Origin of the sequence: Ramlibacter sp. (assembly GCF_013697775.1) — a bacterium.
GTDB lineage: Bacteria > Pseudomonadota > Gammaproteobacteria > Burkholderiales > Burkholderiaceae_C > Ramlibacter.
On sequence record NZ_JACCWG010000272.1, the window covers coordinates 1 to 26,901 of the forward strand.

The window sequence follows — 26,901 nt, forward strand, 5'->3', positions numbered from 1 at the left end:
CGCCTGACAGGCGCGCACGCGGCGAACCTACAGCCCGGGCAGGCGGGCTCATCCAGAATGGCGGCCATGAACATTTTCCATGCGCTGATCGCCAGCCACCAGACCCAGCGCGAGCTGACCGCCAGCCTGCTCGCCGCCCCCGCCGAAGGCAAGGACCGCCACCGCATCTTCCTCGAACTCAAGGCCGAGCTGGTCGCCCACGAGACGGCCGAGGAGCGCTGCTTCTACGTTCCGCTGTTCGAGCACGACACCACCGTGGACCTGTCGCGCCACGCCATCGCCGAACATCACCAGATGGACGAGATGGTCGAAGACCTCGAAGGCATCGACACGCGCACGCCCGAATGGGAAGCCGGCGCGAAGAAGCTTTGCGAGAAAATCGAGCACCACCTGGGCGAGGAGGAGAACAAGTTCTTCGCGCAGGCCGGGCAGGTGCTCACCGAGGAACAGAAGGAATCGCTCGGACGCGACTACGAGGCGGAATTCGCCAACCTGCACGAACGGGAAGCCTGAGGGCGACGCCATGGCGGACGAACTCCAATCCGACTTCGAGGCTGCCGTCGCCGGTTCGCGCCAGCTCGCGCAGCGGCCCGACAACCCGACGCTGCTGCAGATCTATGCCCTGTACAAGCAGGCCACCGAAGGCGACGTGGCCGGCGCCAAGCCGGGCTTCGGCGACATGATCGGCCGCGCCAAGTGGGACGCGTGGAACAAGCTCAAAGGCAATTCGTGCGACGACGCGATGCGCCAGTACGTCGAGTTGATCCGCTCGCTGGGCTGACCCCGCCGCGGCCGCCTCAGGCGCGGCCTTTCTTCTGCTTGTCCTCCTCTTTCTCCTTGTCCTTCTTCGCTTCGGCACGGCGCGCCAGCGCCGCATCGAATGCCTGCAGCGGGTCGCCCTCGGCCAGCAGGCGGTCCAGGTTGCCCGCGATCTCCTGCTCGATGCGGCCCTTGAAGGGCGACAGCAGCAGGCCGAGCTTGGCGTCCAGCACGAAGCGCTCGCCGTCCACGCGCAGCTCGCCCGCGGCGCCGCTGCGCTTGAAGCGCACCACGTCGCCCGCCTCGCCCTGCGCGTAGGCGCATTCCATCTCCAGCTTGGCGCGCGCCACCTCGGTCCAGCGCTGCGCCAGCCGGCGCGCAGCGTCCAGGCCCAGGCCGTGGGCGCGCTCGATGTGGACCTTAGCCATGCACACCGTCCTTCAGCCGCTTGTGGCGCTCCTCCTGGGAGAGTTCGGCGAGCGCGCGCGCCGCCGCGTAGAAGCGCTGCCAGTCGCTGGCCTCGCGCCGGAACAGCGCCTCGAAGCCGGGGACCAGCTCGTCGTACGCGGCCTGCGCGCCGAACGACGCGTTGTTGGCGCGCTCCACGGCGCGGTCGTAGCCGCGCCAGCGCGCGGGGTCGCCGCTCCAGCCCGCGCGCAGCTGCTGGTACTGCGCACGGAAGTCGCCCATCGCCCCGGCCTTGCGCCGCGCGCGTTCGTCGGGCTCGAGGCCTGGTGTGTCGTAGATCGCCGACAGCCGCTCGCGCGTGGCCTGATTGAGCGCGCGGAACTGACGCCTGCGGCTGTCGAACTGCGCGTATTCGTCGCGCGCCGGCTGCGACGCCTGCGTTTCCAGCCAGCGCGCGCTGCCCAGGCGCTCCACCGCCGTGGCGAAGGATTCGTTGAACATGGTGTCGCCCTTGGCGTAGACGACCTGGTGCGCCAGCTCGTGGAAGATCAGCCGCGCGAGTTCGCCTTCGGGGTACTGGATGAAGGTGTTGAGCAGCGGGTCGCCGCCGGCCCAGTTCATCAGCCCCAGCGTGGAATAGGCCGGCACCGGGTACGACTCCGATTCCAGGCCCTGCTGCGCCAGCGCCTGCGCCTCCTCGCGCGCCTGCGCCTCGTCGAAGTAGCCGCGGTAGCCGACGCAGCCGGTGACCGGGAAGCACCAGGTCTTGAGCGTGAGCGAGTACGCCGGCGCCGCCACCACGTTCCACACCGCCGCGCTGCGGTGCAGGTCGGCATAGCGGCGGTAGCTGGGATTGTCCGGCAGCTTGAGTTCGGCCACCGCGTAGTCGCGGATGCGCTGCGTGAGCGCCAGCTTGTCCTTCAGCCGCTGCGGCGTGGCCGGGTCGCCCAGCCAGTCGGGCACCTGCTTGGCCGCAGCCATCAGCTTCAGGTGCCCGGTGGCGGACTGCAGGTAATAGCCCAGGTTGGCGCAGCCGCCCAGCGACAGCGTCACCGCCAGCGCCGCCATGGTTCCGATCAGGCCCAGTCGCATCCCCCGCCTCACGCCAGCCGCACGTCCACGAGGCAGTCGTAGAACACCGGCCCGCGTCCCATGTCGGTCAGTTGCTGGCTGGTGAGCTGGTTGACGTTGGTGCCTTCCAGCCCGAACTTGCGCCACCACACGCCCAGGCCGTTGACCACGCCGGGGCGCGCGCGCGCCGACACCCGCGCCTTGCACAGGTAGGAGCCGCGGTCGTTGAAGACGCGCACGACGGCGCCGTCCGCGATGCCGCGCGCCTGCGCATCCGCCGCGTGGATTTCCACCAGCGGCTCGCCCTCGCTGTCGCGCAGGCTTTGCAGGTTGACGAAGGTGGAGTTGAGGAAGTTGCGCGCGGGCGGCGAGATCATCGCCAGCGGATAGGCGGCGCTGGAGCCCGGCACCTCGTAGTTGGGCAGGTGGTCCGGCAGGCCATCCAGGCCCTGGCGCGCCAGCCGTTCGCTGAAGAATTCGCAGCGGCCCGACGGCGTGGGAAAGCCGCCCTCGGCGAACGGCGCGTCGGGAATCCGCAGGCTGGCGAAGCCGCGCGACAGCAGCTCGCCGAACTCCACCCGCCCTTCGTAGGCGGTGCGGCACATCGTCTCGTCGTCGTCGGCGAAGCAGGGCTCGTCGAAGCCCATGCGGCGCGCCAGCTCGCGGAACACCTGCGTGTTGGGCTTGGCCTGGCCGAGCGGCGCGATGGCGGGCCGGTTCAGCAGCACGTCGGTGTGGCCGTAGGCCAGGTGCACGTCCCAGTGCTCCAGCTGGGTGGTGGCCGGCAGCAGGTAGTCGGCATAGTCGGCGGTGTCGGTCTTGAAGTGTTCCAGCACCACGGTGAACAGGTCCTCGCGCGCGAAGCCGGCCACCACCTTGCTTGATTCCGGCGCCACCGCCACCGGGTTGCTGTTGTAGACCACCAGCGCCTCCACGCGCGGGCCGAACGCGGGCGAGGCGTCGCGCAGCAGGTCGTTGCCGATGGTGACCATGTTGATGGTCCGCGGCGTGCGCCCGGCCAGCAGGTCGGGCCGCTGCAGCGCGGCGCTGTTCACCGGGAACATGCCCGAGCTCGACAGCAGCATGCCGCCCGCGCGGTGCCGCCAGGCGCCGGTGAGCGCCGGCAGGCTGGCCACCGCGCGCACCGCGTTGCCGCCGCCGCGCACGCGCTGCATGCCGTAGTTCAGGCGGATGGCGGCCGGCTGCGTGGTGCCGTAGTCGCGCGCTAGGCCGCGGATCTGCTCGGCCGGGATGCCGCACACAGCGGCGGCACGTTCGGGCGTCCAGCGCAGCGCGCGTTCGCGCAGCGCCTCCCAGCCCAGGGTGTAACGCGCAAGATAGTCGTGGTCCAGCCAGTCGTTGACGACCAGCTCGTGCATCAGCGCCAGCGCCAGGGCGGCATCGGTGCCGGGCAGCAGCTGCACGTGCTCGTGGCATTTCTCGGCGGTCTCGGTGCGGCGCGGGTCGATGCACACCAGCTTCGCGCCGTTGCGCTTGGCCTCCTGCGCGATGCGCCAGAAGTGCAGGTTGCTGCCGATCGAGTTGCTGCCCCAGATGATGATGAGGCGCGATTCGCGGAAGAACTCCACCTTCATGCCGACCTTGCCGCCCAGCGTCTGGTTCAGGCCTTCGGTGCCTGCCGACGAGCAGATCGTGCGGTCGAGCAGCGAAGCTCCCAGGCGGTGGAAGAAGCGCGCGGCCATGCCGTCGCCCTGGATCAGGCCCATGGTGCCGGCGTAGCTGTAGGGCAGGATGGCTTCGGGGTTGCGCGCAGCAATGGCGCGCAGGCGGCCGGCGATGTCGTCCAGCGCGGCGCCCCAGCTCACCGGCTCGAAACGGCCCGCCCCCTTGGGTCCGACCCGGCGCATCGGCTGCAGCACGCGCTCGGCATGGTGGGTGCGCTCGGCGTAGCGCGACACCTTGGTACACAGGACGCCGTCGGTGGGGCGGTGTTCCGGGTTGCCCTGCACCTTGACCGCGACGCCGTTTTCCACCGTGGTCAGCAGCGCGCAGGTGTCCGGGCAGTCGTGCGGGCAGGCGCCGCGCACCACGGTGCGTGTGGTTACGGCGCCCATGGCCGGGGAAACGCCGATGGTGCTCTCCATGAATGAAGCCTATGGTTTGATGTAAGTCGTTGTAACCCCAGGCAGGAGATCTGCAATGAAGTTCTTACGTGGGTTGGCGCTTGGCGCCATGGTAGCCGCCCTGGCATTCGCGGGGGCCGCACAGGGGCAGGACGGCCTGACGAAAACCAGCATCGTGCTGGGCCAGTCCGTCGCCCTCACGGGTCCCGGCGCCACACTGGCCGTGCCGTTCCACCAGGGCGCCAAGCTCTACTTCGACCGGCTGAACGCCGCCGGCGGCATCAACGGGCGCAAGGTGGAGTTGGTCACGCTGGACGACCGCGGCAGCGCCGACACCGCCGCCGGCAACACCAAGAAGCTGCTGGAGCAAGGCGTGTTCGCGTTGTTCGGCTACTACGGCTCGCCGCAGGTCACGGCCGCCTACCCGCTCATCAAGGATGGCGACGTGCTGCTGTTCGCCCCGATGGCGGCTGCCGACGAATTCCGCGGCGCCATGTACGGCAACGTGTACTCGCTGCGCCCCGGCTACGCCGAGGAAGCGGCCGCCATCACGCGGCATGCCGAGACGCTGGGCGCGCGCAAGCTGGGCATCCTGCACGCCAGCGACGGCGAAGCGCTGGCCGCGCTCGACTCCGCCGTGCGCACCATGGGCGGCCTGGGCGCCAACCTGGTGGTCAACACCACGGTGGCGGCCGGGGCGGTAGCCGCGGGCGTGGACAAGGCCATCGCTGCCAAGCCGGAGTCGCTGCTGGTGATCACCGACGCGTCCACCGCCGCCAGCACCGTGCGCGAGCTGCGCGCCAAGGGCTTTCGCGGGCCGGTCTATGGCTTTTCCAGCACCGGCGAAAGCCTGCTGGCCGAGCAGCTGGGCACGGTGGGTGCCGGGGTGGTGGTGGTGCGCGTGGTGCCCAAGAGCGACACCGCCAAGGTGCCGGTGGTGCGCGAGATGATGGCCGACGCGCAGGCGGCCAACCTCGGCAAGCCCAACGTCTACATGCTGGAGGGCTACATCGCCGCGCGCATCTTCAGCGAGGCGCTGCGCCGCGCGCCAAAGGGCGAGCTGAGCCGTGCGAAATTCAAGAAGGCACTGGACGGCATGGACGACGTGAACGTCGGCGGCTTCCGGGTGCACTTCGCCAACGACCGCGTGGCCTCCAAGCTGGTCGAGCTCAGCCTGATCGATTCGCAGGGCAAGCTGCGGGAGTGATCAGCCAATCTCCTTGACCGCTGCCAAGTCCCGCAGGAAGGACTCGCAGCGCGCCAGCTGCTCGAGCGAAACGTACTCGTCCGGCTGGTGGGCCTGCATGATGCTGCCCGGCCCGCACACCACGGTGGGAATGCCGGCGCGGTGAAACAGGCCTGCTTCGGTGCCGAACGCCACCAGCGTGGTTTCGCGCGTGCCGGCCAGCCGCTGCGCGAGCCGCGTCACGCCGTCGTCGGCCGAGCCCAGGAAGCCGGGAACTTCGCAGATAGGCTCGAAGCGGAAACCGGCGTCGGGCGCGACGCGCTGCATCGCCGGCTCCAGCGAACGGGCGTACTCCACCACCTGCGCCTGCATCGCGGCCGCGTCGGCGGTCGGCAGGTTGCGGAATTCGTAGTGGAACTCGGCATCCAGCGGCACCACGTTGTCGGCGATGCCGCCGTGGAACTGGCCCACGCTGGAGGTGGAGAACGGCACGTCGAAGCCGTCGTAGCGCGGCTCGCTGCGCTCGAAATCCTCGGCCATGTCGCGCACCCGGCCGACCACCCGCGCCGCCATCTCGATCGCGTTGACCGACTGCGGCGTGAGCGACGAGTGCGCGGCCTTGCCGCGCACGCAGCACCGGTAGCGGTACACGCCCTTGTGCGCGATGGCCGGCACCATGCTGGTGGGCTCGCCCACGATGCAGGCGAGCGGCGCGATGCCGGCCTCGCGCATGTCGGCAATCAGCTCCTTCACGCCGAAGCAGCCGACCTCCTCGTCGTAGCTGAAGGCGAAGTGCACCGCGAACGGCGCGTCGCTTTCCAGGAAGCGGCCGGCCTGCGCCACCGCCATGGCGATGAAGCCCTTCATGTCGGCCGAGCCGCGGCCGAACAGCTTGCCGTCCTTCACCTGCGCGGCCAGCGGATCGGTGCTCCAGTCCTGCCCGTCCCAGGGCACCGTGTCGGTGTGGCCCGACAGGATGACGCCGGCCGGCTTGCCCTCGCCCAGGGTGGCAAACAGGTTGGCCTTGGTCTTGTCGGCGTTGTAGGTGAGCCGGCTGGCCACCCCGAAGCGGGCCAGTTCGTCGCGGATCATGTGGATCAGCGCGAGGTTGGAATTGGCGCTGACGGTATTGACGGCCACCATGGCGCGCGCCAGTTCCAGCGCCGGGGGCGAGACACTTGTGCTATGCATCACCCCATTCTGGCCGATTCGCTGGCACCCCCGCTAGACTCCCCTTCTCTCTCCAGGAAACAACTGACATGAAGCTTCTGGACACCATCGTCACGCAGGCCGCCTCCATCACGGCGCTGCGGCGCGACATCCACGCCCACCCCGAGCTCTGCTTCGAAGAAGTGCGCACCGCCGACCTGGTGGCGCGGCAGCTCACCGAATGGGGAATTCCGGTGCACCGCGGCATGGGCAAGACCGGCGTGGTGGGCATCGTGAAGAACGGCACCGGCAGCCGCGCCATCGGCCTGCGCGCCGACATGGACGCGCTGCCGATGAGCGAGAAGAACACCTTCGCCCACGCCAGCCGGAACGCCGGGCGCATGCACGCGTGCGGGCACGACGGGCATGTGGCGATGCTGCTTGGCGCGGCGCAGCATTTCGCCAAGAACCGCAATTTCGACGGCACCGTCTACCTGATCTTCCAGCCGGCCGAAGAAGGCGGCGGCGGCGCCCACGAAATGATGCGCGACGGCCTGTTCACGCAGTTCCCCATGGAGGCCGTGTTCGGCATGCACAACTGGCCCGGCATGGCGGTGGGCCAGTTCGCCGTCAGCCCCGGCCCGGTGATGGCCGCCACCGGCGAGTTCAGGATCACGGTGCGCGGAAAAGGCGCGCACGGCGCCATGCCGCACAACGGCGTCGACCCGGTGCCGGCGGCCTGCGCGATGGTGCAGGCCTTCCAGACCATCATCAGCCGCAACAAGAAGCCGGTGGATGCGGGCGTGATCTCGGTCACCATGATCCATGGCGGCGAGGCCACCAACGTGGTGCCCGACAGCTGCGAGCTGCAGGGCACGGTGCGCGCCTTCAGCCTGGACGTGATGGACCTGATGGAGCGCCGCATGCGCACGGTGGCCGAGCACGTGTGCGCGGCGCACGAGGCGCAGTGCGACTTCGTGTTCGACCGCAACTACCCGCCCACCGTCAACACCGCGGCCGAAGCCGACTTCGCGCGCGGCGTCATGGCGCAGATCGTGGGCGCGGACAACGTGCTGGTGCAGGAACCCACCATGGGCGGCGAAGACTTCGCCTACATGCTGCAGGAAAAGCCGGGCGCCTACTGCTTCATCGGCAACGGCGAAGGCGCGCACCGCGACATGGGCCACGGCGCCGGTCCCTGCGCGCTGCACAACCCGAGCTACGACTTCAACGACGACCTGATCCCGCTGGGCGCCACGTACTGGGTGCGCTTGGCCGAAGCCTGGCTGGGCCGGCAGGGGCGCGCATGAAGCCGGCAACCGCGCACCCGACGTTCTCGGCCAGCTACGCCCAAGCGCGCGAGAAATTCCTGCAGGCGGCGGCCAGCGCGGGCCTGCAGGTGGAGTCCAAGCCGCATCCGCTGCCCGGGCGCGACGGCGAGCAACTGGCGATGGACGTGGCGCGCGACGGCCCGCCGGACGCTGCCAACCTGCTGGTGCTGAGCAGCGCCTGCCATGGCGTGGAAGGCTATTGCGGCAGCGGCGTGCAGGTCGCCGCGCTGGCGGACGCCGAATGGCGCGAGCATGCCCGCGCCCACGGCGTCGCCGTGCTCTACCTGCACGCGCTCAACCCCTATGGCTTCTCGCACATCCGGCGCACCACGCACGAGAACGTGGACCTGAACCGCAACTTCCACGACTTCTCCAAGCCGCTGCCGGCCAACGACGCCTACCGCGAGTTGCACCCGCTGCTGCTGCCCGCGCAGTGGCCGCCGAGCGACGACAACACCGCCGCCATCGACGCGTACCTGGCCGCGCGCGGCGAAGCCGCCTACCAGGCCGCCGTCACCGGCGGCCAGCACGAATTCCCTGAAGGCCTGTTCTACGGCGGCAGCGGGCCGACCTGGAGCAACAAGGCGATCCGCGAGGTGCTGCGCGCGCATGGCCGCCGCGCCGCGCGCATCTCATGGATCGACCTGCACACCGGCCTGGGCCCGGCCGGGCTGGGCGAGCGCATCTATTCCGGCAAGAACGACGCGGTTTCGGTGGCGCGCGCGCGCAAGTGGTGGGATGGCGGCGGCAAGACGCCGGTCACCTCGATGTTCGACGGCTCGTCGAGTGCGGCCGTCCTGACCGGCCTGATGGGCTGGTGCATCTACGAGGAATGCCCGCAAGCCCAGTACACCGGCATCGCGATGGAATACGGCACGGTGCCGGTGCTGGACACCATGCAGGCGCTGCGCGCCGAGCATTGGCTGAACGTCCATCCCGAAGCGCCGGCTGAACAGGCCCGGCAGATCAAGCAGGGCTTGATGGACGCGTTCTACGTGGATACCGACGCCTGGCGCGCGCAGATCCTCGCGCAGGCGCGCGAGTCGATGTTCCAGGCCGTGAATGGGCTAGCCGAAGGCTGATTCGGAAAAGCGCCGCCCTGCGATCTCCAGCAGGCCGTCGAAGATCAGGCTTTCCACCAATTCGAACGGCACCTGGATGTGCGGCGCCATCTTCCAGCCGGCGCCGCCCGTCATCAGGCAGGCCGGCTCGGCGCCGCAGTGGCGGCGCACGTGCAGCACCATGCGCTCGATCGCGCCGGCAATCGCATAGGTGCCGCCGCTGGTAAGCGCGTCGCTGGTGTTGGTGGGGAACTCGCGCACCTCGCCGGTCGGCACGTGCAGGCCGGCGGTGCCCGACTCCAGCGCGCGCAGCATGATGCCGTGGCCCGGCAGGATCAGCCCGCCGAGAAAGCGGCCCTCCGTATCCACCGCCTCCACCGTCACCGCCGTGCCCACCATGGCCAGCACCATCGGGCGCGCAGCGCCCTGCGCCAGCACGCGGTGGCGCGCGCCGATCATCGCCACCCAGCGGTCCACGCCCAGGCGCGTGGGATGGTCGTAGCCGTTGCTGAGGCCGGCCTCGGCGGCGCCGGACACCACCCAGTGCGACTCCACGTCCCACAGTTCGTCCATCTGCTGCTCCACGCGCCGCTTCACCGCATCGGCGGCCACGGTGGAACCCAGCATCCATTGCGGCGCGGCCAGCCCGGCCCAGGGACCGTCGGCCAGCTTGTCGATGTTCTCGAGGAATTCGGCGCCCTGCGCGAGCAACGTCGCGCCCGGCCGCGGCGCCTCGTACAGCGCCCACTTCAGGCGCGTGTTGCCGATGTCGATGGCCAGCAGGCGCTGCGGCCCTTGCTGCTGCTGTTGCAACGCGGCGGACATGCGGGCACCGTCAGATGGCGCCCAGCCAGCACGCGCGCTGGATGGCAGCCATCTTGTTGTCCACCTTCAGCTTGCCCATGGCATTGGCCAGGTGGTAGTTCACGGTGCGCTCGCTGCAGCGCAGGCGCTGCGAACTCTCGCGCGCGGTCAGTCCCTGGAATGCGAGCACCAGGCATTCGCGCTCGCGCGGGCTGAGCGTGGAACGCGCGGTGGCGATCGAGCGCTTGACGATCGGCCAGATGTTGAGGGCCGACCACACCAGCGACGCCGCTTCCGCGCGGTCGGTGAGTTCGCGCGGGCTGAACATGAAGCATTCGAACGCGCGGCTTGCGGGCAGCGAGAACTCCACCCGCACCACGGTCTGGAAACCGTGCGCGAGCCACAGCATGCGCCAGCGGCTGGAACTCAGGTGGTCGGACTTGGCGATGTACTGCCACGCCACCAGCGGCGCATCGGAGTCGCGCCAGGGCGCTCCGAAATCGCGGCTCTCGGCCAGCGCCTGCGCGGCGTCCGCCATGACCGGCGGATGCACGGCCATGACCTGCCGGTCTTCGGGACCTCCGAAGGGATCGGGCCCGAGCACCGCGACCGCTTCCACGGAGAATTCCCGCAACGCGGCAACCCAGTCGTTGAGGATGCCGTCCAGGCCGACACTGTCAAAGTTAACAGGGACCTCCATGGACTTGTCATTTCCTCTCTGACGGGTCTGTGACAATATCACCATTGACCCTGCCCCTGATGATGAATGAAGAGTTTGCCCGGCGCACGCCACAGTCGTCGCTGCGCGCCTTCTACGAAGGCGTCGCGGCGCACGTGCGCTCGTGGGCATCCAATGAAGTGGTGCGGCCGCTGGTCGAGCCCATTTTGCATCCTTCCCGTTGGCGCATCCGGGCACTGGGTTTGTCCACGGCGATCGGCCACCCGCTGTTTTACCTGATCTGGAGCGGCTGGTTGCCGCAGCCCTACGAGAACCCCGTGCTTCGCCTGCTCATGAGCGTGCTGGGAGCCTGCCTGCTGCTGTTCCCCGGCATCACGGCGTCGCCGCCCGGCCGGCTCGCCGCGGTGAGCTATTCGGCGGTCTTCTGGCTCACGCTGCCGTGGTTCTTCGCCTGGATGTATTTCTGCAACCACGGCAACACCGTGTGGCTGGCGACCCTGGGCGCGATGTTCCTCATCTACTATCACCTGACGGACTGGCGCATCGCCACGGTGGGCAGCATTTCGGGCCTGGCTGCGGCGTGGCTGATGTTCCGCGCGATCGGTCCGCAGCTGCCGGACATGGCGCTCGAGCAGATCGCCACCAACGCGATGGTTCTCGCGTTCTGCTGGTTCATGGCCCTGATCCTCGGCATTTCCTCTTCCAACCTGCGCCGCGAGCAGCTCAACCACACGCTGGGAACCATGGGGATCATGGCGCACGAGCTGCGCACGCCGCTGGCCACCATGCAGCTGATCGGCGAGGCGGTGCGCAACGAGGCTTCGGAAGCCGGCGGCGCCGGCGCGCAACGCATGGAGAAGCTGGCCGAGCGCCTGGGACACCTGGTGCGCAACATGAACCACCAGATCGACATGCAGATCGCCAACGCGCGGCTGATGCACCTGCCGCCACACGCCGAGGAAGTGTCCGCCGGCACGCTGGTGCGCGAGGCGGTGGAGCACTTTCCGTACCGCAGCAGCCGCGAGCGCGACTGCGTGCGCGTGCACGTCCATACGGACTTCCATTTCCGCGGCTCGCGCGTGCTGTTCGCCCAGGTGATCGACAACCTGATCAAGAACGCCTTGCGCTCGCTGGCCGCGGCCAGCACCGCCAGCCAGCCGGGTGACCTGCTGGTCGAGGTGGGGGTGATCCGCGACCGCGGGCGCATCGTCTTCAACGACCGCGGCGTCGGCATGGACGAGGAATTGCAGGCGCGCATCTTCCAGCCCTTCTTCTCCACCGACCGAGGCACGGGACACGGGCTCGGCCTGGCGTTCTGCCAGCGGGTCGTCCATAGCGCACGCGGATCCATCCGCGTGAAATCCGCACCGCTCAAGGGCGCCATCTTCACGGTGGAACTCCCGTTGGCCCACTGAACCATGAGCGTAGTATCCGAACGTGAGCGCCGCCGTCCATGAACCTCCCACTCTTCCACCGCCCCGGCACCATCGTCTTTCTTGACGACGATCCAGATTACCTGGAGATGCTGGCCATGGTGCTGCCGCGCCAATGGCACGTGAAGCTGTTCCTGCGGCCCACCGAGTGCATCCACTACCTGGCGCAGGAGCCGCCGTTCTGGGAAGCCGATGCCTGGAACCAGCAGCAGCTGGTGGAGCAGTGGCGCGGCGGCAAGGCGCTGATCCCGCAGATCCTGGGCTACTGGTCCAAATACTCCGAACGCTTCGCGCTCACCCGCGTGTGCGTGGTCGACTTTTCCATGCCCGGCATGGACGGATTGCAGGTGCTGTCGGAGCTGGTGGACTGGCCCGGCTCGCGCGTGCTGCTGACCGGCCAGGCCGACGAGCAGGTGGCCGTGCGCGCCTTCAACCGCGGCCTGATCGACCAGTTCATTCCCAAGCAGCTGCCCGACATCTCGCGCCGCCTGGTCGAGGCGGTCGATCACCTGCTGTCCACCGCGCATGCGCGCCACGGACAGATCTGGCGCGCCACGCTCAACCCCGAACAGAACGCGCTGCTGCGCCAGGCCTCGGTGGCGCGCGACCTGGCCGCCTATGCGGCCAAGCGCTGGGTCGAGCACGTGGTGATCGGCGCGCCGTTCGGCATGCTGGGCATGGACGCGGCCGGCAACGTGAGCTGGCTGCAGCTGGAAACGCGTGAGGCACTCAAGACGCTGGCCGAACTCGCCGAGATGGAAGGCGTGCCGCCAGCGGGGCTGGCGGACATCCGCGAGGGCCGCCAGCTCGCCAATCTGGAGCTGCGCCAGGCCCTGGCCATGACCGAACCCTGCGAGCTGCTGCCGGCCTTCCCGGTGGGCGAAGGCGGACCGCTGCTGGGTACGCTGTTCCCGGTGCCGTCGGCCTACAGCCCCGATGCGGAGAACAGCTACAGCCGCTGGCTGGCGCGCCAGGAACGCCGCCAGGTCCAGCACTGAGGGCTGGATCCGGCGCGGCACGCCGGGGCTTCAGGCCTGGCGTGTGCGCTGGCGCCGCGCGATCGCCCACTCCCAGGGCTTGACCTGCGGCGCGATCTCGCGCGCCACCGCTTCCACGTGGTCCATCTCGGCATCCGTCAGCGCGGCGTTCAAGGTGAGGCGGACCATCGAGCGGTTGCGGCTGGTGGCCGGCGCGCAGAACACGGCGCCGAACACGCCGCGCGCCTCGAGCTTGTCGCGCAGCGCCAGCGTCTCGACCTCCGGGCCGGCTTCCAGCGAAATGATCTGCTCGGAACCATGGTGGATCGGGTAGCCCAGGTCCGCGAAGGCGCGGCGCAGCCGCTGCGTGTTGCGCCGCAGCTTGATGCGCGCGCCGTCGCTGTGGCGCACCACGTCCAGCGTGGCCTGCAGCGCCTCGACCTCGTGCGGCAGCAGGCAGGAGCTGAAGATGCTGGGATAGCTGTGGCACATGAGGTAGGGCCGCAGTTCGTCGGGCATGGTGAAGTAGCCAGCACGCGCGGCGAACGCCTTGGCCAGGCTGGCGGTGATGAAGTGCACGCGCCCGGTCAGCCCCAGCTGCGCGCACAGCCCGCGCCCCTGCGGCCCGTGGGTGCCCAGCGAATGCGATTCGTCGACCAGGATCATGCAGCCGTGGCGCTCGGCCACGTCCACCATCGCCGACAGCGGGCACAGCGCGCCGGTGGTGCTGTAGACCGAGTCCACGATCACCAGGCCCGGGCCGCTGCGCGCGATCATGCGCTCCAGGTTCTCCGGGTCGTTGTGGCGGAACGCAACCGCCGGCGCGCCCGCGGCGCGCACGCCCTCCCACAGCGACATGTGCGCCAGGCTGTCCACGTAGCAGGGCGTCTGCGGATCCGCCACCACCTGGATCAGGCCGAGATTTGCCGCGTAGCCGGATTGGCACAGGAGGCCGCCCTCCTTGCCGATCCATTGCGCCATCGCCTGCTCGAAGCGCGAGGCGGGACTGCCATCGAGCTGGAACACGCCCGACTGCACCACGAACTCCTGGTTGCGGCGCAGCGTTTGCAGCTGCGCGTTCAGGATGTCCGCATGGCCGGTGAGCGAGAGATAGTCGTTTCCGTCCAGGCGCACCGCATCGGCGCCGGGCGCGATGCCGTGGGTGACGAACTTGCATCCCCAATCGTTCTCCCAGCGTGGCTTGAACTCCGTCTCGATGCGCTGCCGCAGGCGTGGCGACAGGCCAGGTTCACCGGCATCGACAGGGGGGCGAATGGCAACTTGCATAAAAACTCCTCTTCAAGTGTCGCCATTGAAGAGAAAGTTGCTATAGAACAAGTGTCATAACCTGTCAGACCTGACAGGTTTGTGACACGTCGTTACCAAACTCCCGCAGAAGCGCGAAAGATGGCCTCGCCGGGCGGGTCAGCTCAACTCAGCTGGCCGTGGCAGTGCTTGTATTTCTTGCCGCTGCCGCAGGGACAGGGGTCGTTGCGGCCGACACGCGGCAGCTCGGCTGCGGCCACCCGCGGACCCGGCGCCGTGCTCTGGTCCACCACGCTTTCAACCTCGCCGGTTTCGGTGGGCGCGGTGTAGGTGACGTTGGCGATCTGCTCGGCGCGTTCTTCCATGTCCTCGGCCGCCTGTTCGAGCTGTTCGCTGGACTGCACCTGCACGGTCATCAGCACGCGCGTGACCTCGTTCTTCACCGCGTCCAGCATCTGGCCGAACAGCTCGAAGGCTTCGCGCTTGTATTCCTGCTTCGGCTGCTTCTGCGCATAGCCGCGCAGGTGGATACCCTGGCGCAGGTAGTCGAGCGCGGACAGGTGTTCGCGCCAGTGGCTGTCCAGCGTCTGCAGCAGCACGACGCGCTCGAACTGGGTGAAGTTCTCCTCGCCGATCTGCTCCAGCTTGGCCTGGAACGCCTGGTTGGCGGCCGCGACCACCTTCTCGGCGATGTCCTCGTCGGTCATGGCGCTGGATTCCTGCACTTCCTTTTGCAGCGCGAGCTGGATGCCCCACTCCTCGGCCAGCGCCTTCTCCAGGCCGGGAATGTCCCACTGCTCCTCCACCGATTCCGCCGGCACGTACTGGTGCACCAGGTCGGTGAAGCAGCCTTCGCGCAGCGCGGCGATCTGCGCGCCCAGCGCCTGCGCGTCGAGGATGTCGTTGCGCTGCTGGTAGATCACCTTGCGCTGGTCGTTGGCGACGTCGTCGTATTCCAGCAGTTGCTTGCGCACGTCGAAGTTGCGGCCTTCCACCTTGCGCTGCGCGCTTTCGATGCTGCGCGTGACGATGCCGGCCTCGATGGCCTCGCCGTCGGGCATCTTCAGGCGCTCCATGATGGCCTTGACGCGGTCGCCCGCGAAGATGCGCATCAGCTGGTCGTCCAGGCTCAGGAAGAAGCGCGAGGAGCCCGGATCGCCCTGGCGCCCCGACCGGCCGCGCAGCTGGTTGTCGATGCGGCGCGACTCGTGGCGCTCGGTGGCGATGATGCGCAGGCCGCCCTGGGTCACCACGAATTCATGGTCCTTTTGCCACTGCGTGCGCAGTTGGGCGATCTGCGCGTCCTTGGCCGCGCGGTCCAGCGCCTCTTCGGCCTCGACCGCCTCGATGGCCTTCTCCAGGTTGCCGCCCAGCACGATGTCGGTGCCGCGGCCCGCCATGTTGGTGGCGATGGTGACCATCGTCGGGCGGCCGGCCTGCGCCACGATGTCGGCTTCGCGCGCGTGCTGCTTGGCGTTGAGCACCTGGTGCGGCAGGTCGTGCTTTTGCAGCAGCTGCGCGATGATCTCCGAGTTCTCGATCGAGGTGGTTCCCACCAGCACCGGCTGGCCGCGCTTGTAGCACTCGCGGATGTCCTCGATGGCGGCCTCGTACTTCTCGCGCGTGGTCTTGTACACGCGGTCCAGCTGGTCGTCGCGCTTGCTCGGGCGGTTCGGCGGGACCACGATGGTTTCCAGGCCGTAGATTTCCTGGAACTCGTAGGCCTCGGTGTCGGCCGTTCCGGTCATGCCCGACAGCTTGCCGTACAGGCGGAAATAGTTCTGGAAGGTGATGGAGGCCAGCGTCTGGTTCTCCGGCTGGATCTGCACGCCTTCCTTGGCCTCCACCGCCTGGTGCAGGCCGTCGCTCCAGCGGCGGCCCGACATCAGGCGGCCGGTGAATTCGTCGACGATGACGATCTCGCCTTCCTGCACCACGTAATGCTGGTCGCGGTGGTACAGGTGGCGCGCGCGCAGCGCCGCGTTCAGGTGGTGCATCAGCGAGATATTCGCCGGGTCGTACAGCGTGGCGCCCTCGGGAATCAGGCCCATGCCGGCCAGGATGCGCTCGGCGTTCTCGTGGCCCTGCTCGGTCAGGAACACCTGGTGCGACTTCTCGTCCACCGTGAAGTCGCCCGGCTTGGTCACGCCCTCGCCGGTGCGCGGGTCGGCCTCGCCTTCCTGCCTGGTCAGCTGCGGCACCATGTCGTTGATGGCGATGTACAGGCCGGTGTGGTCCTCGGCCTGGCCGCTGATGATCAGCGGCGTGCGCGCCTCGTCGATCAGGATCGAGTCCACCTCGTCGACGATGGCGTAGTTCAAGAGGCGCTGCACGCGGTCGCCGGTCTCGTACACCATGTTGTCGCGCAGGTAGTCGAAGCCGAACTCGTTGTTGGTGCCGTAGGTGATGTCGGCGCGGTAGGCCGCCTGCTTCTCCTCGCGCGCCATCTGCGGCAGGTTCACGCCCACCGACAGGCCGAGGAAGTTGTACAGCTTGCCCATCCACTTCGCGTCGCGGTTGGCCAGGTAGTCGTTCACCGTGACCACGTGCACGCCCTTGCCGGCCAGCGCGTTCAGCACCACCGCCAGCGTGGCGGTAAGGGTCTTGCCCTCGCCGGTGCGCATCTCGGCCACCTTGCCCTGGTGCAGCGCGATGCCGCCCACCATCTGCACGTCGAAGTGCCGCATCTTCATCACGCGCTTGGAGGCTTCGCGCACCAGCGCGAACACCTCCGGCAGCAGGTCGTCGAGCGTCTCGCCGCCGGCGATGCGCTGGCGGTATTCCTGCGTCTTGTCGCGCAGCGCGTCGTCGGACAGCGGTTCGAGCTGCAGCTCCAGCGCGTTGACGCGCTCCACGGTGCGACGGTACTGCTTGAGCAGGCGGTCGTTGCGGGAACCGAAGATCTTGGTGAGGATGTTGTTGTTGGCCATGAACGCAATGCTGCCCTGCAGCCCATTGGAGCCGCAGGGCAGTGCAAATCCTTTGATCAGGATGAAGTGGCGCTCGCCCCCGGCCTTTGCAAGCCCGCGTGCGGCGGCAAACCGCGGATTTTACCTGCTGGCGGGATTCCGGCGGTGGCCGGCCTTGGCCACGGCCTGCCCGGCGGGAGCGGCGTTCTGGCCGGCGTCCAAAAATTTCTGCGGGTTCTGCGGCACGCCTTGCACCAGCACCTCGAAGTGCAGGTGCGGCCCGGTGGAGCGGCCGGTGGTGCCGACCTCGGCGACTTTGTGCCCGCGCTTGACCAGGTCGCCCTTCTTCACCGTCAGGCGCGAGGCGTGCGCATAGCGGGTGACCAGGTCGTTGCCGTGGTCGATCTCCACCATGTTGCCGTAGGCCGGGTGCACTTCGGCCGTCACCACCACGCCGCCCGCGGCCGCCACGATGGGCGCGCCGGTCTGCGCCTCGAAGTCCACGCCCGTGTGCAGCGCCGAGCGGCCGGTGAACGGGTCGATGCGCCAGCCGAAGGGCGAACCCAGGTGGCCGAACTGCACCGGCATCTGCGTGGGCAGCATCATGGTGCGGATTTTCTGGTCGAGCAGGCGCGATTCCATCACCGTGAGCAGGTCGGCGCGGCTCTCGGTCAGCTGGTCCAGGTCGCGCAGCGTGGCCTGCAGCTCCTCCATCGACAGCGAGCGGCCCGACACCAGGGCGCCGCCGCGGCCGGGCGCGGCCTTGATCTCCGCGGGGTTGACGCCGGCCAAGCCCGAGACGCGCTCGCCGAGCGCTTCCAGCTGCACCAGCTTGGCCTGCATCTCGCCCAGCTTGCGCGCCATGGCGTCGAGGTTCTCGCGCATGAAGCGGTCGCGCTGCTCGAATTCGTCTTTCACCACCAGCTTGACCAGCGTGCCGATGACGGGCCAGCCTTCGCGCGCGCCCTTGAGGAACACCAGGTGGTAGAGGCCCGCGGCAAGGACCACCAGGACGAACGACAGGCCGATCAATGCGAGCAGCAGCTTGGTGCCGCTCAGGTGAATCGCCCGGCTCTTGGCCAGCCAGGCATCCGTGATAATGAAATGCAACGCGTCCCCTCCATGTCCTCACCCACCAGCCGCCGCCATTACGCCGTGCCATTGCACGAAGCGGCGCAAGGCTCCCCGACCTTCGCGCGGCTCGTGGAGCTGACGCGCGAGTCGGCCGAGCGGCTGCTGGCCATCGAATCCCTGATTCCTTTCGCGCTGCGCACCGCCGTCAGGCCGGGTCCCATCGAGGGGACCTCCTGGTGCCTGCTGGTGGACAGCTCCGCCGCTGCGGCCAAGCTCAGGCAGTCGTTACCTGCCTTCCAGGCCAAGCTCAGCAGCCGGGGATGGGAGGTTACCTCAATACGCCTGAAGGTTGGAAGCGGGCAAAAGTCTTACCGATAGAGCAAAAACCGCTAGCGGCAACAGGCTGCGCGCAGCAACGCGCAGCGCAGCCTCCCAAAGACGAATGCCGGATTCACTCCGGCATTCGTCTTCTGATCAAGAGCATTCGAAAAACACTGCGTGTTTTTCGAATGAATATCTTTGGTGCCGATTGTCCGAATCGAACGGACGACCTACCGCTTACAAGGCGGTTGCTCTACCAACTGAGCTAAATCGGCTCTGCCGCAGGGCGCGGCGACGTGCTAGATTACTTGATTCTTTTCAACGATGGGCGCGGGCCCGACGGCGGGCGCGGCGGTTCCGCATCGGGGCCGGAGGTGCCGCTTTGGCCGCCGCCATGGCTGCTGTTGCCGGACTCGGGCACCAGCTGAACCACCTTGCCCTCGGCTTCGGGCGGCGTGCTGCCAGCCGCCAGCACGCTGGTCAGCGGCGACGGCTTGGACGGCTCGTCGCTGTTGCCGCCGGGCGCCGGCATCGGGAAGGCCATGCCCTGGCCGTTCTCGCGCGCATAGATCGCGATCACGCGGCTGACCGGCACCATGATCTCGCGTGCCGTGCCCGCGAAGCGCGCCTTGAACTCGATGAACTCGTTGCCCAGCTTGAGCGAACTGGTGGCGTCGAAGCTGATGTTCAGCACGATCTCGCCGTTCTTCACGTACTCGCGCGGCACCTGCACGGTGTCGTCGACCAGCACCGCGACGTACGGCGTGAAGCCGTTGTCGGTGCACCAGTCGTACAGCGCCCGGATCAGGTAAGGCCGCGTGGATGTGGATTCGAGTGCGTTCATCGTCTCTTTGCAGCAGCTCCGGGGAGCCGCCATGCGCTTATTTGCGCATCACCTTTTCCGACGGCGTCAGTGCCTCGATGTAGGCCGGGCGCGAGAAGATGCGCTCGGCGTACTTCAACAGCGGTGCCGCGTTCTTGGACAGCTCGATGCCATAGTAATCCAGGCGCCACAGCAGCGGCGCGATGGCCACGTCGAGCATGGAGAAGTTCTCGCCCAGCATGTACTTGTTCTTCAAGAACACCGGCGCGAGCTGGGTCAGGCGGTCGCGGATGTGGTTGCGCGCCTTCTCCAGCATCTTCTCCTGCGACTTGGCGGCGCGCGACTCCAGCGTGCTCACGTGCACGAACAGTTCCTTCTCGAAATTGAGCAGGAACAGCCGCACGCGCGCGCGGTCCACCGGGTCGCCGGGCATCAGCTGCGGATGCGGGAAGCGCTCGTCGATGTACTCGTTGATGATGTTCGACTCGTACAGGATCAGGTCGCGTTCCACCAGGATCGGAACCTGCCCGTACGGGTTCATCACGTTGATGTCTTCCGGCTTGTTGTACAGGTCGACGTCGCGGATCTCGAAGTCCATCCCCTTTTCGAACAGCACGAAGCGGCAGCGGTGGGAGAAGGGGCAGGTGGTTCCCGAATACAGCACCATCATGATGTGGGGCTCCTATAAAACCAAAAGAGTGGGCGTGTGCCCACTCGGAAAAAACAGCGAGGCAGCGTGCCCGGAAACCACCGGGCCGCGCCTTCCACCGTCAATGAATGTCTTTCCAATACGCCGCGTTCAGGCGCCAGAAGATCACCGTCAGCACCAGCAGGAACAGCAGCACCCAGACGCCGATGCGCACGCGGGAGTTCTGCCCCGGCTCGGCCATCCATTGCAGGTAGCTCACCAGGTCGCCCACGGCCTGGTCGTACTGCGCCGGCGTCATCGTGCCCGGGCTGACCTGGCGCCAGCCCTTGAACACCTCGACCTTGTGGCCGTGCTCCTCGATCTTTTCGAAGATCGGCTCGCGTTCGCCCTGCAGTTCCCACAGCACGTGCGGCATGCCGACGTTGGGGAAGGCCAGGTTGTTCCAGCCGGTCGCCTTGGCCGGGTCGCGGTAGTAGGTGCGCAGGTAGGTGTAGAGGTAGTCGGCACCGGTGCCGCCATGGCCCGAACGCGAGCGCGCGATCAAGGTCAGGTCGGGCGGGTTGGCGCCGAACCAATCCTTGGCCTGCCGCGGGTCGATGGCCGACTTCATTGTGTCGCCGACCTTGTCGGTGCCGACCAGCAGGTTGTCCTTGATCTGCTGCTCGGACAGGCCGATGTCCTTCAACCGGTTGAAGCGCATGAACGCCGCCGAGTGGCAGTTCAGGCAGTAGTTGACGAACAGCTTGGCGCCGTTCTGCAGCGCCGGTAGGTCGTTGGTCCTGCTCGGCGCCTTGTCCCAGACCAGGTCGCCGCCCGAGGCGTGCGCGCCCGCAGCCACGCCGAACGCCAGCATTGCGAGGAGGATGAGTTTTTTCATCATGGTTAGCGGCTCCGTCCTCAGTGCGCGGCGAAGGTGATGCGCTCGGGCACCGGCTTGAAGCGGCCCAGGCGGCTCCACAGCGGCATCAGCAGGAAGAAGCCGAAGTAGTAGACCGTGCCGATCTGCGCGATCACGGTGCCGACGTCCGACGGCGGCTGGATGCCGAGGTAGCCCAGCACCAGGAAGAACACCACGAAGATGCCGTACAGCACCTTGTGCCAGCCCGGCCGGTAGCGGATCGAGCGCACCGGGCTCGCGTCCAGCCAGGGCAGGAAGAACAGGATGATGACCGCGCCGCCCATCAGCACCACGCCCCAGAACTTGGCGTCGAAGGTCTTCAGCATCAGGATGCCGATGATCGCCGCGGCGATGACGACACCCTTGCCGATGGTGGGCAGGCGGCCCTTCACCACGGCGGCGATGGCGGCCAGCGCGGTGAGCACGCACAGCACGTCGACCATCACGTCGGTGGTGGCGCGCAGCATGGAGTAGAACGGCGTGAAGTACCAGACCGGCGCGATGTGCGGCGGGGTCTTGAACTGGTCGGCCGGAATGAAGTTGTTGTACTCCAGGAAGTAGCCGCCCAGTTCCGGCGCGAAGAAGATGATGGCGGAGAACGCCATCAGGAACACGCCGACGCCCACCATGTCGTGCACGCTGTAGTACGGGTGGAACGGGATGCCGTCCACCGGATGGCCGTTGGCGTCGCGCGGGGCGTTGGGGCCCTTGATGTCGACGCCGTCGGGGTTGTTGGAGCCCACGTCGTGCAGCGACAGTAGGTGCGCCGCCACCAGGCCCAGCAGCACCAGCGGGATGGCGATCACGTGGAAGCTGAAGAAGCGGTTCAGCGTGGCATCGGACACCACGTAGTCGCCGCGGATCAGCAGCGCCAGGTCGGGGCCGACGAACGGAATGGCCGCGAACAGGTTCACGATCACCTGCGCGCCCCAGTAGGACATCTGGCCCCAGGGCAGCAGGTAGCCGAAGAAAGCCTCGGCCATCAGCATCAGGAAGATGGTGCAGCCGAAGATCCACACCAGTTCGCGCGGCTTGCGGTAGCTGCCGTAGATCAGCGACTTGAACATGTGCAGGTACACCACCACGAAGAACGCCGAGGCGCCGGTGGAGTGCATGTAGCGGATCAGCCAGCCCCAGGGCACGTCGCGCATGATGTACTCGACCGAGCTGAACGCGAGCGCCGCGTCCGGCTTGTAGTGCATCACCAGGAAGATGCCGGTGACGATCTGGATCACCAGCACCAGCAGCGCCAGCGAGCCGAAGAAGTACCAGAAGTTGAAGTTCTTCGGAGCGTAGTACTCCGACATGTGCACCCGGTAGGCGTCGAACGCCGTGGGGAAGCGGTTGTTTAGCCAGTTGTTCAGCTTGGCGCCGGCACTGGCGTTGGGGGAGATTTCCTTGAATTCAGCCATGGTGCTCGCTCAGGCCTTCTTGTCTTCGCCGATCAGCAGGCGCGTCTCGGACAGGTAGGTGTGCGGCGGCACTTCCAGGTTGTCGGGCGCGGGCTTGTTCTTGAACACGCGGCCCGCCAGGTCGAATGTGGAGCCGTGGCAGGGGCACAGGAAGCCGCCCTGCCAGTCGTCCGGCAGCGAGGGCTGCGCGCCGGGCTGGAGCTTGTCGGTGGGCGAGCAGCCCAGATGCGTGCAAATGCCCACCGCGATGAAGATCTCGGGCTTGATGGAGCGCCACTCGTTCTTCGCGTAATCGGGCGTGGGATACGCGTTGCGCTGCGACTTGGGGTCGGACACCGCGTTGTCGGCCTTCTTCAGGCCCGCCAGCATCTCCGGCGTGCGCTTGAGGATCCACACCGGCTTGCCGCGCCATTCGACGGTGATCTTCTCGCCGGGCTTGAGCGCGGAGATATCCACCTCGACCGGGGCTCCGGCCGCCTTGGCACGCTCGGAAGGTTGGAAGCTGCTGACGAAGGGAACAGCGGTCGCGATGCCGCCGGCCACGCCGGCGCAAGTGGACGCGATCAACCACGTCCTTTTGCTCGGGTCCACCGAGGAGTTGCTCATGGGGTCCTCAAAGGCTTGCTGAATTGGGGTCAACCCGCGATTGTAGCGGAGCGATTACAGCCGATCCAACGGCGCACCCAGGCGCTCGGCGATACTTCCGCCGACAACGCAACAAGGAGCCGGGCATGGGAATGATGAGCGAGTTCAGGCAGTTCGCCGTCAAGGGCAACGTGGTGGACCTTGCCGTGGGCGTGATCATCGGCGCGGCCTTCGGCAAGATCGTCGATTCGCTGGTCGGCGACATCGTGATGCCGGTCATCGGCCTGGTGGTGGGCAAGCTCGATTTCTCCAGCATGTTCACCGTGCTGGGCACCGCGCCGGCGGGCACGCCGATGACGCTGGAGGCGCTGAAGAAAGCCGGCGTGCCGGTGCTGGCCTGGGGCAACTTCATCACCGTGGCGGTGAACTTCCTGGTGCTGGCCTTCGTGATTTTCCTGATGGTCCGGCAGATCAACCGGCTCAAGCGCGAACAGCCCGCCGAGCCCGTCCCGGTGGCCGTGGTAACCACGCCCGAAGACATCCTCCTGCTGCGCGAAATCCGCGACGGCCTGAAGTCGGTTCGGTAGGGCCTTAGGCCGCCAGGCGGCGGGCCATCCGCACCGCGGCCACCAGGCTGGAGGCGTCGGCCTTCCCGCTGCCGGCGATGTCGAACGCCGTGCCGTGGTCCGGGCTGGTGCGCACCAGCGGCAGGCCGAGCGTGACGTTCACGCCCTGCTCCACGCCCATGTACTTCACCGGAATCAGGCCCTGGTCGTGGTACATCGCGACCACCGCGTCGAACTCGCCGCGGCGCGCGCGCATGAACACCGTGTCGGGCGCGAACGGGCCGTGCGCGTCGATGCCTTCGGCACGCGCCTGCGCCATCGCGGGCACGATCACCTCCAGCTCTTCGCGGCCGAACAGGCCGCCCTCGCCCGCATGCGGATTGAGCCCCGCCACCGCGATGCGCGGCGCGCGCGCCAGCAGCGCGGCGAGCGAGGTGTGTGCGATGCGCAGCGTCTGCAGCACGTTGTCCCGCGTGACCGCGTCGATGGCGTCGCGCAGCGACACGTGGATGCTGACCAGCACGGTGCGCAATTCGTCGTTGGCCAGCATCATGCGCACCGGCAGCAGCGCCACCGAAACGCCCAGGTGCGCGGCCGCCTCTGATTGCAGCAGCTCGGTGTGGCCGGGAAAGGACACGCCGGCGGCGGACAGCGCCTCCTTGTGCAGCGGCGCGGTCACCAGTCCAGCGATCTCGCCGCGCAAGGCGGCGCGCGCGGCCCAGGTGACGCAATCGCCAGCGATGCGCCCTGCCTGCGCGCTCACCTGGCCGATTGGCGGCAGCGCGCCGTCGCAGCGCACCACCGGCAGCAGCGGGATGCAGCGTGGCGGCACGTGCGCCACCTCGCCCGGTGCCGCGATCTCGGCGACCGGCAAGGGAATGCCCTGCGCAGCGGCGAAACCGGTGCCGCGCCGCATGCAGCCCAGCTCGCCGGCCACGAAGCAGCCCTGCATCGCATCCGGCGCATCGCGGAATGCCTTGGCGATGATCTCCGGGCCGATGCCGGCCGGATCGCCCAGCGTGATGGCCAGCGGCGCGAGGGCGCTCATGCCGGATTGTCGATGTCGATGAAGCGGTGCTCCAGCCCGAGCGCCGCGGCGACGTGGGCGGCCACCGCTGGCGCGCCGTAGCGCTCGGTGGCGTGGTGGCCGCAGGCCAGGAACGACACGCCGCTCTCGCGCGCGTAGTGCGCCTGCGGCTCGGAGATTTCGCCGGTGATGAAGGCCTGCGCGCCGGCCGCGATGGCGGCTTCGAAGAAGCCCTGCGCGCCGCCGGTGCACCAGGCGATGCGGCCGACCGGCCCCGGCGCGGCGTCGATGCGGGTCGCGTGCCGGCCCAGCGCGCGCTCCACGTGCGCGGCCAGCTCCACGGTATCGCGGAAGGTGCCGCCATCGGCGCGCCCGCCGATGAAGCCCAGCTCCTGGTCGCCGAAGCGGCCCTCGGCTTTCAGGCCGAGCTTTAGGCCGAGCTGCACGTTGTTGCCCAGTTCGGCATGCGCATCCAGCGGCAGGTGGTAGGCGAACAGGTTGATGTCGTGGGCCAGCAGCAGCGCCAGGCGCTGCTTCATCCAGCCGGTCACCCGGCCGTCCTGGCCGCGCCAGAACAGGCCGTGGTGCACGAAGACGGCATCCGCGCCCTGCTGCACCGCGGCCTCGATCAGCGCGCGGCTGGCGGTCACGCCCGAGACGATGCGGCGCACCTCCTCGCGTCCCTCAACCTGCAGGCCATTGGGACCGTAATCCTTGAAGCGGGCGGGTTCGAGCAGCCTGTCGAAGGCCTGCAGAAGTTCTTGGCGGCGGGTCATGGGCGTTCCTTGCCGCATTGTCCTATGGCCCCGTGCTTTGCAACGCTGCCGGACCCATCAATAATGGCGCGTCGCCTCAGGAGGACGCAGCCGTGAGCATGCTGGAGCTGGTGATCTGGAGCATGGCCGCAGGCGCCATGGGACTGGTGTTCCTGTTCAACCTGGCCGAACTGCTCTCGGTCGGCAGTGCCGCGATCCTGCGCGGCCTGGGCTACCACCTGCTGTCCATCGCCTTCGTCATGCTGCTGAGCGGCCTGGCACAGGCGCTGTGGCCCTCCACGCAGGAAGTGCTGCAGGTGGCCCAGGTCCTGATCGGGCCGCTGGCCAATGGGCTGGGCAACCACTGGGCGCGCGGCTGGCTCTCGGCGCGGCAGCGCGACAGTCTGATGGACGCCGCGCTGCGGCTGGCGACGTGGGTGCAGCCGGCGGCCGGCCTGGGGTGCCTGGTCCTGCCGCAGGCGCAGCAGCTTCCGGCCGCGGCCGCGGTCTGCCTGCTCAACAGCGCGCTGGGGTGCTGGCTGATGCTGCGCGGCTTCCTGCTGGGCGACCGGCTGGCGCTCGGCATGGCCGTCGCCACCGGGTTGACGATCCCGGCCATCGGCGGCCTGTACGCGCTGACCGCGGCGTGGCCGACCTGGGCGCGGCGATGCAGGCGCTCGCGGCGTTGTGCATGGTGCTCGCCAACAGCCTGGTGGCCGTGATGATCTGGCTGCGCCGCCACCCGCACGTGCTGGCCCGCAGCGAGGCGGCCGACCCGCTGCTGCGCGACCCGCTGACCAACCTGCACAGCGGCGTGGTCCTGGTGCAGCGGCTCATCAAGGCCCAGCGCCGGCGGCGGCGCACGCGGCGCGACGGCGCGGTGATCGCGGTGGTGGTGTTCGACGTCGAGCGGGTGATTGCCCAGGCCGGCAGCGCCGGCGCCAACCAGCTGTTCCAGGCCATCGCCGGCCGCATCCAGCGCCAGGTCGGCGTGATGAACCCGGTGGGCCGCTACTGGGACCGCTGCTTCGTCTCGGTGGTGGAGGCGATCCACTCGCCCACCTGGCTGCGCACCATCGGCCTGCGGGTCGCCGCCAGCCTGCGGCACCCGATCGAGGTGACCGGGCTGGACGGGCGGCGGCTGGAACTGCGCGCCGACATCGGCGTGGGCGTGGTCCACCTGTCGCCCGCGCAGGTGCCGGTGGAGGACATCCTGCACGACGCGCAGCGCATGGCCGAGGCGGCCCGCCGCATGCGCTCGCGCGCGGCAACCATGAACCCCGGCACGCGCGAGGTGGTACCGGTGGAGGAAGCGAATCTGGGGCCGGGGCGGCCGCGGCACGTGCGCGCCCAGCCGCACCTGGTCCCGCACGCGGTTCCGGCAGCTGCCCAGCGCCCGCTGCGGCCCTGAGCGCCGGCCGCCGGTCTACACTGCGTAGACCTTTTTCACGCGTTTTCACACACACAACAACCATGCGTCGCACCTGGCTGGTCTTCTCGCAGGCGGTCACCATCCTGCTGGCCGCGTATTTCGTCGTCGGCACGCTCAAGCCCGACTGGCTGGGCCGCCGCCCGTCCGTCACCGGCAACACCGGCGTCACGCTATTCGAGGCGCCGGCCTCGCCGGCCGCCGCGGGCGGCCCGGCCGGCAGCTTCCGCCAGGCGGCGCAGCGC

At 68.3% G+C, this 26,901-nt stretch carries 27 protein-coding genes, 1 tRNA gene and 1 pseudogene; 12 read left to right on the plus strand and 17 right to left on the minus strand.

Translation table 11 applies throughout. From position 1 onward, the window contains the following. Positions 1 to 66 precede the first annotated feature (66 nt). Both H0U68_RS13290 and H0U68_RS13295 read left to right on the plus strand, forming a co-directional pair. The gene (locus H0U68_RS13290) at positions 67 to 513 is read left to right on the plus strand and encodes a hemerythrin domain-containing protein (RefSeq protein ID WP_296356326.1); all 447 of its coding nucleotides are present in this window, start codon (positions 67 to 69) and stop codon (positions 511 to 513) included. Positions 514 to 523: 10 nt separating this feature from the next. Beyond that, positions 524 to 781, plus strand: coding sequence for an acyl-CoA-binding protein (locus H0U68_RS13295; RefSeq protein WP_296356328.1), 258 nt, complete (start codon positions 524 to 526; stop codon positions 779 to 781). Positions 782 to 797: 16 nt separating this feature from the next. On the opposite strand, the gene H0U68_RS13300 is transcribed toward H0U68_RS13295, so the two are convergent. The 3 genes from H0U68_RS13300 to H0U68_RS13310 are packed head-to-tail and all read right to left on the minus strand — an operon-like array spanning position 798 to position 4,343. Beyond that, the gene (locus tag H0U68_RS13300; protein ID WP_296356330.1) at positions 798 to 1,187 is read right to left on the minus strand and encodes a polyhydroxyalkanoic acid system family protein; all 390 of its coding nucleotides are present in this window, start codon (positions 1,185 to 1,187) and stop codon (positions 798 to 800) included. Then, positions 1,180 to 2,259 (minus strand): aminopeptidase, encoded by a 1,080-nt coding sequence (locus tag H0U68_RS13305; RefSeq protein ID WP_296356332.1) that lies wholly within the window; start codon positions 2,257 to 2,259, stop codon positions 1,180 to 1,182. The genes H0U68_RS13300 and H0U68_RS13305 overlap by 8 nt, the downstream gene beginning before the upstream one ends. A gap of 8 nt (positions 2,260 to 2,267) precedes the next feature. Then, entirely contained in the window at positions 2,268 to 4,343 is a 2,076-nt protein-coding gene (locus H0U68_RS13310) for a molybdopterin oxidoreductase family protein (RefSeq protein ID WP_296356334.1), read from the minus strand. 55 nt (positions 4,344 to 4,398) lie between these two features. Here H0U68_RS13310 and H0U68_RS13315 point away from each other — a divergent pair, with 55 nt between their 5' ends. Then, positions 4,399 to 5,529: an ABC transporter substrate-binding protein gene (locus H0U68_RS13315; protein WP_296356336.1), complete on the plus strand. Its 1,131-nt coding sequence runs from the start codon at positions 4,399 to 4,401 to the stop codon at positions 5,527 to 5,529. Here H0U68_RS13315 and argE read toward each other — a convergent pair whose 3' ends face one another. Then, positions 5,530 to 6,699, minus strand: coding sequence for an acetylornithine deacetylase (argE, locus tag H0U68_RS13320; RefSeq protein ID WP_296356338.1), 1,170 nt, complete (start codon positions 6,697 to 6,699; stop codon positions 5,530 to 5,532). Between the two features lie 68 nt (positions 6,700 to 6,767). On the opposite strand from argE, the gene H0U68_RS13325 reads away from it, so the two are divergent. Further along, positions 6,768 to 7,967, plus strand: a complete 1,200-nt coding sequence (locus tag H0U68_RS13325) for a M20 aminoacylase family protein (protein ID WP_296356340.1) — start codon at positions 6,768 to 6,770, stop codon at positions 7,965 to 7,967. Further along, positions 7,964 to 9,070, plus strand: a complete 1,107-nt coding sequence (locus H0U68_RS13330) for a M14 family metallopeptidase (RefSeq protein ID WP_296356342.1) — start codon at positions 7,964 to 7,966, stop codon at positions 9,068 to 9,070. The genes H0U68_RS13325 and H0U68_RS13330 overlap by 4 nt, the downstream gene beginning before the upstream one ends. On the opposite strand, the gene H0U68_RS13335 is transcribed toward H0U68_RS13330, so the two are convergent. Continuing rightward, the gene (locus tag H0U68_RS13335) at positions 9,056 to 9,874 is read right to left on the minus strand and encodes a type III pantothenate kinase (RefSeq protein ID WP_296356343.1); all 819 of its coding nucleotides are present in this window, start codon (positions 9,872 to 9,874) and stop codon (positions 9,056 to 9,058) included. The two genes, H0U68_RS13330 and H0U68_RS13335, sit on opposite strands and share 15 nt — an antisense overlap. A gap of 10 nt (positions 9,875 to 9,884) precedes the next feature. After that, entirely contained in the window at positions 9,885 to 10,553 is a 669-nt protein-coding gene (locus H0U68_RS13340; protein ID WP_296356345.1) for a helix-turn-helix transcriptional regulator, read from the minus strand. A gap of 62 nt (positions 10,554 to 10,615) precedes the next feature. Between H0U68_RS13340 and H0U68_RS13345 the strand changes: the two genes are divergently transcribed. Then, on the plus strand, positions 10,616 to 11,947 hold the full coding sequence (locus H0U68_RS13345; protein ID WP_296356347.1) for a HAMP domain-containing sensor histidine kinase: 1,332 nt from the start codon (positions 10,616 to 10,618) through the stop codon (positions 11,945 to 11,947). A 38-nt stretch (positions 11,948 to 11,985) separates the two neighbouring features. Continuing rightward, positions 11,986 to 12,963, plus strand: coding sequence for a response regulator (locus H0U68_RS13350; RefSeq protein ID WP_296356349.1), 978 nt, complete (start codon positions 11,986 to 11,988; stop codon positions 12,961 to 12,963). A 30-nt stretch (positions 12,964 to 12,993) separates the two neighbouring features. Here H0U68_RS13350 and cqsA read toward each other — a convergent pair whose 3' ends face one another. From cqsA to H0U68_RS13365, 3 genes are all read right to left on the minus strand, one after another. Next, complete coding sequence (cqsA, locus tag H0U68_RS13355; protein WP_296356351.1) at positions 12,994 to 14,229, minus strand: alpha-hydroxyketone-type quorum-sensing autoinducer synthase; 1,236 nt, start codon at positions 14,227 to 14,229, stop codon at positions 12,994 to 12,996. Between the two features lie 143 nt (positions 14,230 to 14,372). Continuing rightward, on the minus strand, positions 14,373 to 17,138 hold the full coding sequence (gene secA, locus H0U68_RS13360; protein ID WP_296356352.1) for a preprotein translocase subunit SecA: 2,766 nt from the start codon (positions 17,136 to 17,138) through the stop codon (positions 14,373 to 14,375). A 120-nt stretch (positions 17,139 to 17,258) separates the two neighbouring features. Next, entirely contained in the window at positions 17,259 to 18,227 is a 969-nt protein-coding gene (locus tag H0U68_RS13365; RefSeq protein ID WP_296356356.1) for a M23 family metallopeptidase, read from the minus strand. Between the two features lie 12 nt (positions 18,228 to 18,239). On the opposite strand from H0U68_RS13365, the gene H0U68_RS13370 reads away from it, so the two are divergent. After that, on the plus strand, positions 18,240 to 18,569 hold the full coding sequence (locus tag H0U68_RS13370; RefSeq protein ID WP_296356358.1) for a hypothetical protein: 330 nt from the start codon (positions 18,240 to 18,242) through the stop codon (positions 18,567 to 18,569). A 142-nt stretch (positions 18,570 to 18,711) separates the two neighbouring features. Here the strand turns inward: H0U68_RS13370 and H0U68_RS13375 are convergent. The 6 genes from H0U68_RS13375 to petA form a co-directional block, all read right to left on the minus strand. Continuing rightward, positions 18,712 to 18,787, minus strand: a tRNA-Thr gene (locus tag H0U68_RS13375). A gap of 29 nt (positions 18,788 to 18,816) precedes the next feature. Further along, positions 18,817 to 19,356 carry a ClpXP protease specificity-enhancing factor gene (locus H0U68_RS13380; protein WP_296356360.1) on the minus strand — a complete coding sequence of 180 codons (540 nt, stop codon included), beginning with the start codon at positions 19,354 to 19,356 and terminating at the stop codon, positions 18,817 to 18,819. A 37-nt stretch (positions 19,357 to 19,393) separates the two neighbouring features. After that, complete coding sequence (locus H0U68_RS13385) at positions 19,394 to 20,005, minus strand: glutathione S-transferase N-terminal domain-containing protein (protein WP_296356362.1); 612 nt, start codon at positions 20,003 to 20,005, stop codon at positions 19,394 to 19,396. Positions 20,006 to 20,105: 100 nt separating this feature from the next. Continuing rightward, the gene (locus H0U68_RS13390) at positions 20,106 to 20,861 is read right to left on the minus strand and encodes a cytochrome c1 (protein ID WP_296356377.1); all 756 of its coding nucleotides are present in this window, start codon (positions 20,859 to 20,861) and stop codon (positions 20,106 to 20,108) included. Positions 20,862 to 20,881: 20 nt separating this feature from the next. Beyond that, positions 20,882 to 22,294, minus strand: a complete 1,413-nt coding sequence (locus H0U68_RS13395) for a cytochrome bc complex cytochrome b subunit (protein ID WP_296356364.1) — start codon at positions 22,292 to 22,294, stop codon at positions 20,882 to 20,884. A gap of 9 nt (positions 22,295 to 22,303) precedes the next feature. After that, positions 22,304 to 22,900 carry a ubiquinol-cytochrome c reductase iron-sulfur subunit gene (petA, locus tag H0U68_RS13400; protein ID WP_296356367.1) on the minus strand — a complete coding sequence of 199 codons (597 nt, stop codon included), beginning with the start codon at positions 22,898 to 22,900 and terminating at the stop codon, positions 22,304 to 22,306. 125 nt (positions 22,901 to 23,025) lie between these two features. Here petA and mscL point away from each other — a divergent pair, with 125 nt between their 5' ends. Continuing rightward, positions 23,026 to 23,466 carry a large conductance mechanosensitive channel protein MscL gene (gene mscL, locus H0U68_RS13405; protein ID WP_296356369.1) on the plus strand — a complete coding sequence of 147 codons (441 nt, stop codon included), beginning with the start codon at positions 23,026 to 23,028 and terminating at the stop codon, positions 23,464 to 23,466. 4 nt (positions 23,467 to 23,470) lie between these two features. Here the strand turns inward: mscL and pdxA are convergent, their stop codons facing one another. Together pdxA and H0U68_RS13415 are read right to left on the minus strand one after the other, a co-directional pair. Next, a complete protein-coding gene (gene pdxA, locus H0U68_RS13410; protein ID WP_296356371.1) occupies positions 23,471 to 24,493 on the minus strand; it encodes a 4-hydroxythreonine-4-phosphate dehydrogenase PdxA in 1,023 nt (340 codons plus the stop codon). Beyond that, positions 24,490 to 25,248 (minus strand): Nif3-like dinuclear metal center hexameric protein, encoded by a 759-nt coding sequence (locus H0U68_RS13415; RefSeq protein ID WP_296356372.1) that lies wholly within the window; start codon positions 25,246 to 25,248, stop codon positions 24,490 to 24,492. Before H0U68_RS13415 ends, pdxA begins: the two co-directional genes overlap by 4 nt. A gap of 92 nt (positions 25,249 to 25,340) precedes the next feature. Between H0U68_RS13415 and H0U68_RS13420 the strand changes: the two genes are divergently transcribed. From H0U68_RS13420 to H0U68_RS13430, 3 genes and pseudogenes are all read left to right on the plus strand, one after another. After that, on the plus strand, positions 25,341 to 25,949 hold the full coding sequence (locus tag H0U68_RS13420) for a hypothetical protein (protein ID WP_296356373.1): 609 nt from the start codon (positions 25,341 to 25,343) through the stop codon (positions 25,947 to 25,949). Next, positions 25,874 to 26,638, plus strand: a complete 765-nt coding sequence (locus H0U68_RS13425; protein ID WP_296356375.1) for a diguanylate cyclase — start codon at positions 25,874 to 25,876, stop codon at positions 26,636 to 26,638. The genes H0U68_RS13420 and H0U68_RS13425 overlap by 76 nt, the downstream gene beginning before the upstream one ends. A gap of 62 nt (positions 26,639 to 26,700) precedes the next feature. Continuing rightward, positions 26,701 to 26,901 (plus strand): annotated as a pseudogene (locus tag H0U68_RS13430) (2-alkenal reductase); the annotation flags it as partial.

What these genes read in the sequence shown, in the direction of transcription:
- secA (WP_296356352.1), bottom strand. Translation starts at nt 17,138, where the DNA reads ATGGCCAACAACAACATCCTCACCAAGATCTTCGGTTCCCGCAACGAC.
- H0U68_RS13325 (WP_296356340.1), top strand. Translation starts at nt 6,768, where the DNA reads ATGAAGCTTCTGGACACCATCGTCACGCAGGCCGCCTCCATCACGGCG.
- cqsA (WP_296356351.1), bottom strand. Translation starts at nt 14,229, where the DNA reads ATGCAAGTTGCCATTCGCCCCCCTGTCGATGCCGGTGAACCTGGCCTG.
- H0U68_RS13345 (WP_296356347.1), top strand. Translation starts at nt 10,616, where the DNA reads ATGAATGAAGAGTTTGCCCGGCGCACGCCACAGTCGTCGCTGCGCGCC.
- H0U68_RS13395 (WP_296356364.1), bottom strand. Translation starts at nt 22,294, where the DNA reads ATGGCTGAATTCAAGGAAATCTCCCCCAACGCCAGTGCCGGCGCCAAG.
- H0U68_RS13300 (WP_296356330.1), bottom strand. Translation starts at nt 1,187, where the DNA reads ATGGCTAAGGTCCACATCGAGCGCGCCCACGGCCTGGGCCTGGACGCT.
- mscL (WP_296356369.1), top strand. Translation starts at nt 23,026, where the DNA reads ATGGGAATGATGAGCGAGTTCAGGCAGTTCGCCGTCAAGGGCAACGTG.
- H0U68_RS13340 (WP_296356345.1), bottom strand. Translation starts at nt 10,553, where the DNA reads ATGGAGGTCCCTGTTAACTTTGACAGTGTCGGCCTGGACGGCATCCTC.
- H0U68_RS13390 (WP_296356377.1), bottom strand. Translation starts at nt 20,861, where the DNA reads ATGAAAAAACTCATCCTCCTCGCAATGCTGGCGTTCGGCGTGGCTGCG.
- argE (WP_296356338.1), bottom strand. Translation starts at nt 6,699, where the DNA reads ATGCATAGCACAAGTGTCTCGCCCCCGGCGCTGGAACTGGCGCGCGCC.
- H0U68_RS13335 (WP_296356343.1), bottom strand. Translation starts at nt 9,874, where the DNA reads ATGTCCGCCGCGTTGCAACAGCAGCAGCAAGGGCCGCAGCGCCTGCTG.
- H0U68_RS13330 (WP_296356342.1), top strand. Translation starts at nt 7,964, where the DNA reads ATGAAGCCGGCAACCGCGCACCCGACGTTCTCGGCCAGCTACGCCCAA.
- H0U68_RS13290 (WP_296356326.1), top strand. Translation starts at nt 67, where the DNA reads ATGAACATTTTCCATGCGCTGATCGCCAGCCACCAGACCCAGCGCGAG.
- H0U68_RS13315 (WP_296356336.1), top strand. Translation starts at nt 4,399, where the DNA reads ATGAAGTTCTTACGTGGGTTGGCGCTTGGCGCCATGGTAGCCGCCCTG.
- pdxA (WP_296356371.1), bottom strand. Translation starts at nt 24,493, where the DNA reads ATGAGCGCCCTCGCGCCGCTGGCCATCACGCTGGGCGATCCGGCCGGC.
- H0U68_RS13295 (WP_296356328.1), top strand. Translation starts at nt 524, where the DNA reads ATGGCGGACGAACTCCAATCCGACTTCGAGGCTGCCGTCGCCGGTTCG.
- H0U68_RS13385 (WP_296356362.1), bottom strand. Translation starts at nt 20,005, where the DNA reads ATGATGGTGCTGTATTCGGGAACCACCTGCCCCTTCTCCCACCGCTGC.
- H0U68_RS13380 (WP_296356360.1), bottom strand. Translation starts at nt 19,356, where the DNA reads ATGAACGCACTCGAATCCACATCCACGCGGCCTTACCTGATCCGGGCG.
- H0U68_RS13310 (WP_296356334.1), bottom strand. Translation starts at nt 4,343, where the DNA reads ATGGAGAGCACCATCGGCGTTTCCCCGGCCATGGGCGCCGTAACCACA.
- H0U68_RS13415 (WP_296356372.1), bottom strand. Translation starts at nt 25,248, where the DNA reads ATGACCCGCCGCCAAGAACTTCTGCAGGCCTTCGACAGGCTGCTCGAA.
- H0U68_RS13350 (WP_296356349.1), top strand. Translation starts at nt 11,986, where the DNA reads ATGAACCTCCCACTCTTCCACCGCCCCGGCACCATCGTCTTTCTTGAC.
- petA (WP_296356367.1), bottom strand. Translation starts at nt 22,900, where the DNA reads ATGAGCAACTCCTCGGTGGACCCGAGCAAAAGGACGTGGTTGATCGCG.
- H0U68_RS13370 (WP_296356358.1), top strand. Translation starts at nt 18,240, where the DNA reads ATGTCCTCACCCACCAGCCGCCGCCATTACGCCGTGCCATTGCACGAA.
- H0U68_RS13305 (WP_296356332.1), bottom strand. Translation starts at nt 2,259, where the DNA reads ATGCGACTGGGCCTGATCGGAACCATGGCGGCGCTGGCGGTGACGCTG.